The organism is Elusimicrobiota bacterium, assembly GCA_026388095.1.
Taxonomy (GTDB): Bacteria; Elusimicrobiota; Elusimicrobia; order UBA1565; family UBA9628; genus UBA9628.
The window spans coordinates 1-12,108 of the sequence record JAPLKL010000006.1; the positions used below are offsets into that span (position 1 = coordinate 1).

At 68.6% G+C, this 12,108-nt stretch carries 11 protein-coding genes; 6 read left to right on the forward strand and 5 right to left on the reverse strand.

Going from position 1 to position 12,108, the window contains the following annotated elements:
* The 3 genes from NTY77_00825 to NTY77_00835 all read left to right on the forward strand — a co-directional run.
* Positions 1-182 (forward strand): hypothetical protein (locus NTY77_00825; GenBank protein ID MCX5794023.1); only part of this gene is annotated, 182 nt, incomplete at its 5' end.
* Positions 173-709, forward strand: coding sequence for a phosphatidylglycerophosphatase A (locus tag NTY77_00830; GenBank protein ID MCX5794024.1), 537 nt, complete (start codon positions 173-175; stop codon positions 707-709). The genes NTY77_00825 and NTY77_00830, both read left to right, overlap by 10 nt.
* Positions 706-1,923 carry a hypothetical protein gene (locus NTY77_00835; protein MCX5794025.1) on the forward strand — a complete coding sequence of 406 codons (1,218 nt, stop codon included), beginning with the start codon at positions 706-708 and terminating at the stop codon, positions 1,921-1,923. The genes NTY77_00830 and NTY77_00835 overlap by 4 nt, the downstream gene beginning before the upstream one ends.
* A 12-nt stretch (positions 1,924-1,935) precedes the next feature.
* Here the strand turns inward: NTY77_00835 and NTY77_00840 are convergent, their stop codons facing one another.
* The 3 genes from NTY77_00840 to NTY77_00850 are packed head-to-tail and all read right to left on the reverse strand — an operon-like array spanning position 1,936 to position 7,873.
* The gene (locus NTY77_00840) at positions 1,936-4,176 is read right to left on the reverse strand and encodes a glutamine amidotransferase (GenBank protein MCX5794026.1); all 2,241 of its coding nucleotides are present in this window, start codon (positions 4,174-4,176) and stop codon (positions 1,936-1,938) included.
* The gene (locus NTY77_00845) at positions 4,173-6,998 is read right to left on the reverse strand and encodes a DUF4159 domain-containing protein (GenBank protein ID MCX5794027.1); all 2,826 of its coding nucleotides are present in this window, start codon (positions 6,996-6,998) and stop codon (positions 4,173-4,175) included. Before NTY77_00845 ends, NTY77_00840 begins: the two co-directional genes overlap by 4 nt.
* On the reverse strand, positions 6,995-7,873 hold the full coding sequence (locus NTY77_00850; GenBank protein ID MCX5794028.1) for a DUF58 domain-containing protein: 879 nt from the start codon (positions 7,871-7,873) through the stop codon (positions 6,995-6,997). The genes NTY77_00845 and NTY77_00850 overlap by 4 nt, the downstream gene beginning before the upstream one ends.
* Positions 7,874-7,952: 79 nt before the next feature.
* Between NTY77_00850 and NTY77_00855 the strand changes: the two genes are divergently transcribed.
* The 3 genes from NTY77_00855 (at position 7,953) to NTY77_00865 (ending at position 9,903) form a co-directional block, all read left to right on the forward strand.
* Complete coding sequence (locus NTY77_00855; GenBank protein MCX5794029.1) at positions 7,953-8,324, forward strand: VOC family protein; 372 nt, start codon at positions 7,953-7,955, stop codon at positions 8,322-8,324.
* Positions 8,325-8,454: 130 nt separating this feature from the next.
* Complete coding sequence (locus NTY77_00860) at positions 8,455-9,465, forward strand: radical SAM protein (GenBank protein ID MCX5794030.1); 1,011 nt, start codon at positions 8,455-8,457, stop codon at positions 9,463-9,465.
* A gap of 24 nt (positions 9,466-9,489) precedes the next feature.
* Entirely contained in the window at positions 9,490-9,903 is a 414-nt protein-coding gene (locus NTY77_00865) for a hypothetical protein (GenBank protein ID MCX5794031.1), read from the forward strand.
* Positions 9,904-9,959: 56 nt separating this feature from the next.
* Here the strand turns inward: NTY77_00865 and NTY77_00870 are convergent, their stop codons facing one another.
* Both NTY77_00870 and NTY77_00875 read right to left on the reverse strand, forming a co-directional pair.
* Positions 9,960-10,943, reverse strand: coding sequence for a MoxR family ATPase (locus NTY77_00870; GenBank protein MCX5794032.1), 984 nt, complete (start codon positions 10,941-10,943; stop codon positions 9,960-9,962).
* 29 nt (positions 10,944-10,972) lie between these two features.
* Positions 10,973-12,067, reverse strand: coding sequence for a hypothetical protein (locus NTY77_00875; GenBank protein ID MCX5794033.1), 1,095 nt, complete (start codon positions 12,065-12,067; stop codon positions 10,973-10,975).
* Positions 12,068-12,108: the final 41 nt, after the last annotated feature.

Here is a 12,108-nt window from a genome sequence, read left to right on the forward strand (position 1 = left end):
AGAGCGGCGCGGTCGCGCTGATGCTGGTCATCCTCGTCGCCATCGATAACTTCGCCGGCGCCCCGTCCTGGCTGGCCCGCCTGCCCTACCCTCTCACCGTCCTCTGCGTCGTGTTCACCTGGGCCAGCGCCTACTTCTATTACCGACAAAGCCGCCGCATGATCGAGAGCTCATGGGGCTGAGCCGCTGCGACCGCGCGTCGGTCTGCCTTGCCACCGGACTCTATTTAAGCTATATTCCCTCGACGTTATTGGGCGCCCTTTCCAGGGCAAAGTTCTTTGAGTGGGCGCGGGGACGGCGCTGGACCGGGGCGGGGCTGATGGGAACCTGCGCAGGCTTGGCCCTGGCCCCGCTGCTGCCGACGGCGCCTCTGCGCTTCGCCGCCTTCTGGGCCTGCGCCGTGGCGGCGTCCTGCTGGCTCTGCGACCGTGCGGAGAAGGCCTTCGGCGTCCACGACGACCCGCGCATCGTGCTCGACGAGGTCGTCGGCTTCTGGACGGCGATCGCCTTCCTGCCGCCGCGGCTGCCGGTCTGGATGGCCGCTTTTGTGCTGTTCCGGATCCTGGACGCGTGGAAGCTGCCGCCTTGGAGCTGGCTGGAGCGGCTGCCGGGCGGCCTGGGAGTGGTCGCCGACGACGTGGGCGCGGGCGTCGCGGCCAACATCGGTCTGCGTGCCCTGCTCTGGTTCGTGCCTTGGTTCGGCCTGTGAAAAAGACGATTGCGGCGGTCATCCTCCTGCTCGGCCTGGGCGTCTCAAGGGCCCGGGCCCAGTTCGTGGGCGTCTCCACGCAGCCGGTCGCCTTCGGAACCTCCACATCGACCGTGGTCAACCTGGCAGGCTATCTGGGGACCAAGATATCCCGGGAGCGCGGCCCCTGGGTGCTGGGCGAGGTCCTCTTCTTCTCCAGGGACCGCCTGGTCAGCGACTACTCCTGGCGCGAGGCCGTGCGCGGGCAGCGCGGCTCGCTCTACACCAACGCGGACATAGACTCCGACGTCGAGCGCCTCCTGGCGCTGAAGAAGTTCGACAAGGTGGACGCAGGCCTCTACGAGATCCCGGGAGTGCCCGTGCCGCCGGAATTCCAGGGCGTGGCGGTCTCGACCTCCGAGGTGCGCCTGGTCTTCTTCATGACCGAGAAGTTCGTGGTGGGCGCCTCGACCAAGGCGGCGCGGCCGCTAGCGCCCGCGGCCGTCTCCGGCGTCGTGCTCACCCCTACGGCCTACCGGGGTGCGGGCCGCTACACCACACCGGGCATGGGCCTCGACATCAACGCGGCCTACTATATCGGCCGTCTCTACGGGAAGAACAGCTATGCTTTGACCCCGGCCAAGACCAACTACATCGACCGCCTGGGAGTCTGGCTCCTGACCGCGGACGGCAAGATGCAGGTCCAATCCGAGACCTCCCTGCGGCCGGCCATGGCGGTGGGCGTCCAGGCCACGGCCCTCTTGCGCGACTCCCCGCAGCCGCAGATCAACCAGACCCCCACCCTCACGGTCAAAGCCTCCAACGGCAGCACCCAGATCCTCACCGACGCCTTCGTGGTGCTGAGCAAGAAGTTCGGGCCGGCGCGCACGAGCATGGGCCTCATGATGGGCAGCATCGGCAACCTGCCCGCGAACCTCTCCGAATTCCTCACGCCTGAAGCCCTGAAGTTCTACCGAGACCCGAATCAGAACCTCACGTCCCTCAAAAGCAACACCGTGCCCTACGCCAGCGTCCTGTTCGTGCCCAAGCCCGCCTATCCCCTGGGAGTCGAGATCATGAAGTTCAACGGGGCGATGATGAACCCCTGGCTCATCAACTTCAAGATAGGCTACTTCATCAAGCTCAACTTCGACGTGGCCTACCTCAAGTATCAGGGCGGCTACGACGTCATCGGCGTCCTGCAGTTCCGCTACAACTACTTCCCGCAGCGGTAAGGCGCCGGGGCCCTAGGGGTGGCCCCGCCAGCGCCGAGCCGCCCACTCGCAGAGCAGCAGAGCCAGGGCCGCGGTGAGCCACCAAAGCGAGGTGCAAAGGCGCCGACGCCGGACGATCTCGGACTGGCGCCGGACGGGCGAGAGCTTCTCCAGCAGGGCTGCGGCGTCGGCGGCGGAGAGTTCGCTGAAGGTCCCTCCCGTGGCCTCAGCCACCCGGCGCAGCCACTTCCGGTCCATGGGCGCCTCGGGGGGAGTCTGGGCCCACTCGAAGCGCGCCTCGTCTTCGCCCCAGGCTTTTCCCTGGTAGCGCGCCATGGCCTTGAGCCGGTTCCAGCCCGGGGCCAGTCCCGTCATTTCCACGGCATAGGCTCCCGGGCCGGTCTCCCGAGGCACGACCTCGCGCACTGTCCCGTCCGGCGCCGTCCATAGGACCTTGAGCTCGGTGGCGGCCGCGGCCGCGGGAGCGAAGCCTTCGTCGAAGACCCGCAAGGCGACCACGGCCGGCTCCCGGGAAGGCAGGCGGTCCGGCAGCGGCGCGAACTTGACCTTGGAGAGCTCCAGGCTGCCGGTCAGGTACTGCACGGCCCGGGTCCAGAACCGGCCGTAGAAGTTCGCGGTCCGCCAATCCAAGGCCCCGCCCAGGCGCCAGCGCCAGGTCGAATCCGAGCTGACCAGCATGACCTTGCCCCGTCCATAGTCCCGGATCGCGAAGATGGGCACCGGCTCGCCCTCATCGGTGCGGGCCCGCGGATGCGCGGCCAGCACCGCGGCCCCCGGCCGCGCGGCGACGAACTGTCCGTAGCCGTCGAGCTCGGGCAGGGCCTCCCAGGCGGCGCGGGACTGCTCAGGCGTATCGTAGAGCTGCACGAGCGGATGGCTCAGCGCCACGGGCTTGGCCCGGAACAGCCCGCCGATGAAGTCCGGGACCCGGCTGGAGAGCTTGACCGGCAGGACCTCCTCCAGAGGCGTGCCGCGATACCCGCCGAGGCTGAAGGCGTTCTCGCCGCCGATGACCAGCAGGGCCCCGCCCGCGGCCACGAAGCTGCGCAGCGAGTCGAGGTAGGCCAATGGGATCTGGGCGCGGAAGCGCTCGTAGGAGAAATTCTCCAGGATGAAGAGGTCGAATTGACTGATGGTCTGCACGAAGATCTCCGGGGCCGGGAAGGGGATGAGCGAGAGCTCGTTGTCCGGGACGAGCGTGGGGTTCTCCGGATTGCGCAGGATGACGAAGGAGACCAGCTCATGGTTGGGATTGGATTTCAGGAATTCGCGCAGGTTCGCGTACTCGGCGCTGGGCCGGCCGGCCAGGTACATGATGCGGTATTTCTGCCGTATGACCTCCATGCGGAAATCCCGGGCGCCCTGGGCGGACCCGGCTCGCGCGGCGACCCTGTAGCTCTCCGAGCCCAAGGACTCGGCCGTAGCCGTGAACGTGGCCACCACGGTCTCCAGGTCCGTACGTATAAGGGACTCCCGGCGCTCCACCGTCTCCCAGCGCTGCCGGTCCACGGCGCTCCTCTTGAGCAAGCTGAGTTCCAGGACCCGGCCGGACAGAGCCGACGCCTCCACTGCGGCCTCCACGCTGACGCGGCCGTGCAGGAAGGCGAAGTCAGGGGTCTTCAGATCGACGAAGGCGACGCCGCGCTCCCGCTGGGAAGGGCCTACGCCCACCACATCGACGGGCAGGCGCAGCTCGGCCAGCGCCCGCTCGAGCTCCGGGTCGGATTCGGCGTTGCCGTCGCTGAGCAGCCAGGCCCGCTCCGGCCGCGACTCGGGCCCCTGCTCGTCGGCTGCGTCGCGCAGGGCCGCAGCCGGCCGCAAGCCGGCCGCCGAGACGCTCAGCCCGTCGAGCTCGCTCCAGCCCGCCAGCCTGCGGCCGCGGTCGCTGAGGGCGTAGAATTCCGGCTGGCAGCGGACCTCCAAGGACCGGCGCTGGCCCCGCAGCCAGTCCAAGGCCGCGCGCAGGCGGCTGGCGGAGCGCAGCAGGGGCAGCCCCCCGATGCGCGCCGGCGCGGCCATGGGATGGCCGTTGTCGACGAGGACCAGCAGCCTTGGCTTGAAGAGCTGCGGCTCGCTGACCGCGACTGTCGGCTGCAACAGGGCCACCGCCAGGGCGGCCGCGGCCAGGACCCGCAGGGCCAGCAGGACGCCGCGCGCCGGGGTGCGGCGCCCGTGCCAGATCATTGCGGCGGCCAGCGCCAGCGCCGCCAGGGCTCCCGTCCAACCGCCGCCCCATTCCAGGGAGAGACTCATGGGATCCCCAGGCGCATCTTCTGGAGCAGATAAGGCTGATGCACGGCGTCCGACTTGTAGCTGCCGGTCAGCGAGTACATCAGGATGTCGAGGGTGAGCTTGCGCGCGTTGTGCCTCTGGGCCTCTCCGCCGGGAAGGCAGGGCAAAAGCGGCCGTCCCAGGGCGTCCTTGACCCAGGCTCCCAGAAGGTCGTCGCGGGAGTAGAGCACGGCCGTGCGCTCTCCCCAGGAGACCCCTTCCAAAGTCCCGCGCACCATGACCCGGCCCGCAGCCCCGCGCAGGAAGAAGAAGGTCCTGAAGACCACGTGGTCCGCAGGCAGCGGCTGGAGCTCGGACTCGGCGAGCACGTCTTTGAGCGTGCCGCGCACCCAGCGGTCGAAGGAGCTCCTCGCCAACCCCGAGGTGTCCTCGATCCAGAGCATCCCGCCCGCGGTCAGGTAGGCGCGCAGGCGCCGCGCATCCTCGGCGTCGAGCGGCGGCGGGGCTTCGCGCCCCGCCAGGATGACCAGGGGGGAAGTGAAGAGCGCCGGGTCCTTGAGGGTGATGACGCGCCTCTGCGGTTCCACCAGGACGCTGGTCACCGTGCCCAGGAGCTGCAGCGCCTCGGCGGGAGCGTCCGGATAGGGGTCCCAGGTCGCTCCAAGCTTGAGCTGGGTCCACACGAACCGGTCTCCCTGCTGGGCCTCTGACGGGACGGTCAGGCCAGCCAACAGAAGCACGAGGGCGAAGGCCCGCGGCAGGCAGAGGAGCATCTCGAGGATTAGGCAGGCGGCGGCCGCCGCCAGGACCGCGCCGCGCGCTTCGCGGCCGCGCACCTTGAGCCAGAACTCCTCGCGCAGGCGCTCCACGCCCAAGTCCCGCCAGAAGGCCGAGGCGGCCGGCGCCAGTTCGCTCTCGCCGGTGCCGCGGTCGAGATTGACGGCGTAGACCCTGCTGCCGGAGTCGTCTTCCATGACATAGAGTCCGGGCCGCTCCGTCTCGGAGTAGGCGACCCGCCGGTCCTTGACCCAGAGGGTGGCGCTGCGCCCCTCGGGTGAACGCACCCGCACCCGGGCCGGCGCCGCCTCCTGGCGCGACCAGGCCCTGACGATGGGCTCGCCCACCTTCACGCCGAAATCCTCGATCCCGCCCGCGGGTTCGCGCAGCAGAGAGAGGGAGGCGGACACCAAAGCGGCGAAGACTGGCTTGACCGGGAGGTTTCCGGAGACGGCGTCCAGCGGCGCGGCCCAGACGGCCACGCGGCCGATGCCATAACCCGACGAAGCCAGAAGAGGTGCGCCGGAGGGGGTCCGGATCCAGACCTTGCCTCCCGGGCGCGGCGCCAAATCCAACCGGCGGGTCAGCGCGACCTTGTCGAGCTCGAATTCGCGCCATGCCGCGAAGGTCGCGCCGGCCGTATGGAAATCCGCCCGGCCGGTGCCGGCGGAACCTCCGATACCGCCGGCGCCCGCCTCCAGACGCAGGCCCCGCGCCGGCTCCGGCTCGGCCGCGGCCGAGACTCGGACCGGCAGCCATTGCGACAAGCCGCCCAGGACGGCGGAGCCTTCGCGGCTGCCTGGGAACAACCACAAGCCTCCGCCCTGCCTGACATAAGCCTCCAGAGCCGCGGCGACGGAGACGGAGAGCGACTGGACATCAGCCAACGCCACGGCGTCGTAATCCGAGAGCCGCGCCACGGAAGAGCCGAGCCGGCCCGACTCCGCGAAATCCGCGTCCCATTCCAGCAGCCGCTTGCCGGACCCCGCGAAGAGGTCCTGCAGGAAATAGCCGGCGTGCGGCGAGCGCAGGAAGGCGGGGTCGCCGTAAAGGACCAGCAGCCGGGCGCGGCGCGGCTGCCGGAAGGAGTAGTAATGGGGATCGTCGGCCGGCAGGGCGTCCGGCCGCAACTCCACCCGGCCGGACCACGTCGAAGCGGCCCCCGGTCGAGCGGCGGGCAAGGGCACGGACGAGGCGGTCTCGGCCCGGCCCCGCAGAGCCACGGCGCTGGCCCCCAGGCGCGTGCGCTCCTGCCACAGGTCCAAGGACGAGTCCGCCTTGGCCGAGGCCCACAGCCTGACGCGCAGGGCCGGCTGATCCGAGGTGCCGCCGCGCTCCGGGCGGGCGGAGAGCACCGTCGCGTTGAAAGGGGGGGGCGGCCAGGATAGGCAGTAAAGGCCGATTCCGGGCTCCGGCGGCGGGAAATCCCCGCGCAGTCCATGGGCCGCGCCGTCGCTCAGAAGCAGGACGGCGCGGTCTCTGCGGGAGCGCGCCTGCGCCAGAAGCGCGTAGGCGGCCCGCAGGGCGGGAGCGTAATGGGTGCCGCGCCAGCCCGGCGGAGAATGGTCGATGAGTTCCTGGCAGGCGCTCGGGGTCATCCAGTCGAGCCCGGCGTCGGCTCCCTCCACGCGCTCCGCGAAGGCGGCGCAGGCCACGCGGTCGGAGGGACGCAGGCTGCGCAGCAGTCCCGCCGCCGCCTCGCGCGCCGCGGTCCAGCGCGTGCGGCCCTGGCTCACGACCCCCATGGAATAAGAGCGGTCCAAGAGCAGCACGAGGTCCATCCCGTCGTCCCTTCCGGGAGCGGAGGACGCCTGCCCGCCGCCGCGCGGCTCCAGAACCGGTCCGGCATAGGCCGCGATCAGGAGTATCACGACGGCGCTGCGGGCCGCGGCCAAGAGCCATTGGCGCAGCCTGGTGCGCGGCAAGGCCTGGGCCTGGACCCGGCGCAGCAAGGTCAGGTCCGAGAACTCCACCGCCAGCGCCCGGCGCCGCGACAGCAGGTGCAGGAGCAGAGGCACGGCGCCCAAGGGCAAGGCCCAAAGCACGGCCGGATCGGTGAAGGTCATGGGCGGCGGCCCAGCAGACGCGCCAGGTCCTCGTCCCAGGGGCGGTCGTTGTAGAAGCTCAGGAAGGAGATGTCGGCGCCGTGGAAGCCCGCCTCATAGAGCCTCTGTTGGCGATGGAAGGCTTCCCGGTAGGCGGCCTGCAGGGAGGAGGCGTCGCAGAAGAGCTCCCGTTGGTCCTCCAGTCCCCGGAACACGATGGGGCCCGCGAAGCCGAAGTCCCTCTCGGCCGGGTCGAGCACCTGCAGGACCATGAGCTCATGGCGGCGCGCCTGCAGGGCCTTGACCACCTTGAGGATGGCGTCGCAGTCTCCGAGAAGGTCCGAGATCAGGACGACCAAGGAGCGGCGCCGGATGCGGGCGGCCGAGGCCTCCAGGGCCGCGGAGAGGTCGGTCTCGCCGCCGGCCCGGCTGCGCCCCAGCAGAGAATCGATGACCTCGAGCTGTCCGAAGCTGGTCCGAGGGGGGATGAACTCCCGCGGCTGCGTGTCGAAGGTGGCCAGGCCCACGGAGTCGCCCTCGGCGAGGACCAGGAAGGAGACGGCCATGGCCAGGCGGCAGGCGTTCTCCCACTTGGCCGGGCGGCCACCGGCGGCGTAGGCCATGGAGCCCGAAGCGTCGAGGAGGATCATGCCGGTCAGGATGTTCTCGGATTGGTACTGGCGCACGTAGAAGCGCTCCTGGCGCGCGAAGACCTTCCAGTCGAGGGCCTTGATCTCGTCGCCGGGGACATAGGCGCGATGCTGGGCGAACTCGTGCGAGATGCCCCGGGCCGAACTGCGGTGGCGGCCGGTCAGATGGCCCTCGGCGGTCATGCGGCGCAGGTTGAGGCGGAGGTTGCGCAGCTTGGCCAAAGCGACGGGGTCGAGATAACGCATCGAGGGATTCTACCAATATGCGCGAGCGCGCGTGATCAAGTCCGCATAATGTATATTATGCCGACATCGGAGGGAGAACATGACCTTCAAGTTCGCGCACAACAATCTCAACGTGCTGGACCTCCAGAAGAGCCTGGACTTCTACTCCCAGGCCCTGGGGCTCAAGGAGACCCGGCGCATCAACGCCGCGGACGGGAGCTTCATCCTGGTGTTCCTCGGAGACGGCGTCACCGCGCACAAGCTGGAACTGACTTGGCTGCGCGACCGCAAGGGAAAGTACAACCTCGGCGACAACGAGATCCATCTGGCTTTCACCACCCCCGACTATCCGGGCGCCCACAGACAGCACAAAGAGATGGGCTGCATCTGCTACGAGAACGAGAAGATGGGCATCTACTTCATCGAAGACCCTGACGGCTACTGGCTGGAGATCCTGCCGGAAAAGCGCTGATCCCGTGGAGTAAGAAGCCCTGGACACTCAGCAGAAACTGGAGCTCCTGGCCGACGCGTCGCGCTACGACCTGTCCTGCGCCTGCGGCACCACCGACGGCGACGACCACCGCCGCCGCGGCCAGGACGGCATGTGGCTCTACCCGGCCGCGCTTCCCAGCGGCGGGACCTCCATCATGCTCAAGACGCTCATGTCCAACGCCTGCGTCAACGACTGCCGCTACTGCCCCTTCCGCAGCAGCCAGGACGTGCCCCGCTGCACTCTGACTCCGGAGGAGATCGCCGCCCTTTACATGAGCTACGTGCGCCGTATCGGCGTCTTCGGGCTCTTCCTGACCTCGGGCGTGGTGCGGGACCCTGACTTCACCATGGACCGCATGATCGCCACGGCCAGCATCCTGCGCCAGGGCTACCAATACCGCGGCTACATCCATTTGAAGATCATCCCGGGAGCGTCGGACGAGGCCATCACGCAGGCCGTGAGCCTGGCCAGCGCGGTCTCCCTCAACGTGGAAGCGCCCAAGGCCTCCTATTTCCGGACCCTGTCGCAGAAGAAGGACTTCGAGCGGGACATCGTGCGTCCGATCAAGTTCATCAGCAGCCTGACCGCCCCGGGGACCCGCTATGCGCGGGTCAAGCAGACCACCCAGTTCGTGGTGGGCGCGGCGGAGGAGAAAGACGCCGAGATCCTGCAGGCCACCTACGGCCTGTACCGCCGCTGGGGCTTGAGCCGCATCTATTTCAGCGCCTACCAAAGAGGCCTGGGAGACCAGAGCCTGCCGGGGGAGCGCGCCGAGCGCCGGCCGCAGGACCTGCTGACCCGCGAGCACCGGCTCTATCAAGCCGATTTCCTGCTGCGCAAGTACAAGTGGGACCTCAAGGACATCGGCTTCGAGGGGGACGGCAACCTCGCGCTCGATACAGACCCGAAACAGCGCTGGGCGGACGCGCATCCGGAGTTCTATCCGGTGCGGCTGCGCACGGCGCGGCGCGACGACCTGCTGCGGGTGCCCGGCCTGGGGCCGATCACCGCTGACCGGATCCTGGAGGCGCAGCGGGAGGGGGGGCTGGGCAGTTTGCAGGACGCAGGTCTGCGCGGCTCGCGGCTGGAGAAAGCGTCGGCCTATGTGACGCGCCAGTAGGTGCGACGCCGGTAAGGAGACAGAATGAATCATATCTGCGAGCGGCTCCGGTCATTTTTATCAATCGTGCTCGTGGCGTCGATATTGTCTGGCTGTGCTGCCACAACCGTTTTGGGGCGCCCCTCAGCGAAAGACATGAATGTGCTGAATCCCGGCACCTCGAGAGGAGTCGTCGTCAGTGAATTAGGCAAGCCAATCTACACCAAGGATATCGACGGAGAAAAACTAGACACGTTCACATTCGACAAGGGCGTGTCTGGTGGTTTTATGTGGAGTCGCGCCTTCTTTCATGTAGTCGCGGATCTATTCACTATTTTCCTCTGGGAGTTTGTGGCTTGGCCCAGTGAAAGAGTCGCAGCCAGGCGCAGAACGACCGTTGAGGTCGGATATGACAAGGACGAAAAAGTCCAGACGGCGAATTACATCAAGAAAGGTTAAACGAAAAGCGGCTGGGCAAGCGACGCGCGCGGCCTCCGGCGCTTCGCGCCGGAACCTCAGTCCTGCAGCAGCCTCTCGATCAACGCGTCGGGCTTGACGCCCTCGGCCTCGGCCTGGAAGTTGAGCACCAGACGGTGGCGCAGAACCGGCCTGGCCACGGCCTTGATGTCGTCGAGGCAAGCGGCGAAGCGCCCCGAGAGCAAGGCCCGGGCCTTGGCGCCGACCACCAGAGCCTGGCTCGCGCGCGGCCCCGCGCCCCAGGCCACCCACTTCTTCACATCCTCGCGGACCCCGGACTCGGTGGGCCGGGTGCTGCGCACCAGGCGCACCGCGTAGTCCACGGCCGAATCCGGCACCGGGACCCGCCGCACCAGATCCTGGAAGGCCAGGACCTCGGAGCCGGTCAGAACCGGGGTCAGCTTGACCTCCTTGGCGCCCGTGGTCTCGGTCACGATGCGGCGCTCCTCCTCGGCTGTGGGGTAATCCACCGCGATCTGCAGGAAGAAGCGGTCCAACTGCGCCTCGGGCAGGGGATAGGTGCCTTCCTGCTCGATGGGGTTCTGCGTGGCCATCACGAAGAAGGGCGGCGGCAGAGGCCGGGTCGCGCCCGCGGAGGTGACCTGCCACTCCTGCATGGCCTCCAGGACCGCGGACTGCGTCTTGGGCGGCGTGCGGTTGATCTCGTCGGCCAGGATCATGTTGGCGAAGACCGGGCCGGGCAGGAAACGGAAGGACCGCTGGCGCGTGTCGGGGTCCTCGTGCAGGACCTCGGTGCCGGTCACATCGGAGGGCATCAGGTCCGGCGTGAACTGGATGCGGGAGAACTTCAAGTCCAGCAGGCGCGAGAGGCTCGAGATCATCAAGGTCTTGGCCAGGCCCGGCACTCCCTCGAGCAGGCAGTGGCCCCGGGAGAACAGGGCGATGAGGAGCTCCTCGATGACATGGTCCTGCCCGATGATGGCCGAATGGATGCCGCGCAGGACGGCGTCCTTGGCCTTGAGCAGACCCTCGGCGGCCTTCACGTCGTCGGCAAGTTCCATCTTCACCATTTCAGAACCCCTCGTCGCACTCACGCCCCCTGATTGCGCCACCAGAACCAGAGCACGGCGGCCACCAGCAAGATCAGGATCAGCGTGCTCGTCCAGGGCGAAAGCACCGACACCCGGTGCGTCACGGGCATCCTGGGGGAGGCCGCCACGAGCTTGGGCACGGCCGCCGAGCCCAAAGACAAGGAGCCCAGCATCGTCGCGGCCAATTCCGGGACCTTGGCGCCCTTGGCCAGGATGGAGTAACCCCAATACGCCCAGGGCATATAGCCGGCCAAGAACACGCCCTCGCCGGCCGCGTCGGCGACCCGCGCCGAGGCGTAGATGAAATCCGGCCCGGCCGAGGTCATGATGTACTGCACGGGGGTCAGCGTCTTCGGCTGCACGCCGGGGGCCGCGAGCACCGTCCCCTTGACGATCTCGGGCTGGTCCTTGACCGGCGTCCCGTCGTCGGCCGACTTCAGGACCAGAAGCTCGACCCCGGAGCCCTCGAAGGCGGCCACGAATTCCAGCTTGCGCTCGCGCGGGGTCAGCGCCCGGGCGCGCAGCCCCGGCGGCAGGATGAAGCGCAACTGTCCGTCGGCGCTCTCGGCGACCGCGCCCGCTCCCGCGACCGGGGTCCCGGTGCCTTTCAGCGAGCCGAGGATGGAGGGCAGCAAGGTCTCGGGCACGGCGCTCACCAAAGTGCCCAGCAGGTAGACCCCTTCGACTTCCATGACCGCCAGAGTCATGCGCGGCTTGTCGTCCAGATCGGCCCGGAGACAGATGGCGGTGACGCCGTTGGCGTAGGAGGCGGTCTCGACGTTCGCTGCCCCCCGGAACTTGAGGTGCGTGCGCGCGTTGATGCCGGAGAGCACATCGGAAAGGAAGGTGCGCACGGCCGCACGGTTCTCCAGGCTGACCGGATTGATGCGCGCCAGGACGAAGGAGCTTTTCTCCGGCCCCTTGAGGGAGAGGATCAAGGTCGGGTTGTCCCCGGAGAGGGGCACCAAGGACCAGCCCGCCGGGGGTTCGACGGTGAAAGGAGGCGGGGGGGCTGCGCCTGCGCCCGAAGCCGCGCGCTCGGGCACGCCGGCCGCCGCCAGGAACAAGGCCATCGCCATCACCCAGCGATTCATCAGACAGGTAGTTTATCAGCCTGGGACGGGCCGCGCAAGCC

What these genes read in the sequence shown, in the direction of transcription:
- NTY77_00855 (MCX5794029.1), top strand. Translation starts at nt 7,953, where the DNA reads ATGACCTTCAAGTTCGCGCACAACAATCTCAACGTGCTGGACCTCCAG.
- NTY77_00845 (MCX5794027.1), bottom strand. Translation starts at nt 6,998, where the DNA reads ATGACCTTCACCGATCCGGCCGTGCTTTGGGCCTTGCCCTTGGGCGCC.
- NTY77_00840 (MCX5794026.1), bottom strand. Translation starts at nt 4,176, where the DNA reads ATGAGTCTCTCCCTGGAATGGGGCGGCGGTTGGACGGGAGCCCTGGCG.
- NTY77_00865 (MCX5794031.1), top strand. Translation starts at nt 9,490, where the DNA reads ATGAATCATATCTGCGAGCGGCTCCGGTCATTTTTATCAATCGTGCTC.
- NTY77_00870 (MCX5794032.1), bottom strand. Translation starts at nt 10,943, where the DNA reads ATGGAACTTGCCGACGACGTGAAGGCCGCCGAGGGTCTGCTCAAGGCC.
- NTY77_00830 (MCX5794024.1), top strand. Translation starts at nt 173, where the DNA reads ATGGGGCTGAGCCGCTGCGACCGCGCGTCGGTCTGCCTTGCCACCGGA.
- NTY77_00850 (MCX5794028.1), bottom strand. Translation starts at nt 7,873, where the DNA reads ATGCGTTATCTCGACCCCGTCGCTTTGGCCAAGCTGCGCAACCTCCGC.
- NTY77_00860 (MCX5794030.1), top strand. Translation starts at nt 8,455, where the DNA reads ATGTGGCTCTACCCGGCCGCGCTTCCCAGCGGCGGGACCTCCATCATG.
- NTY77_00875 (MCX5794033.1), bottom strand. Translation starts at nt 12,067, where the DNA reads ATGAATCGCTGGGTGATGGCGATGGCCTTGTTCCTGGCGGCGGCCGGC.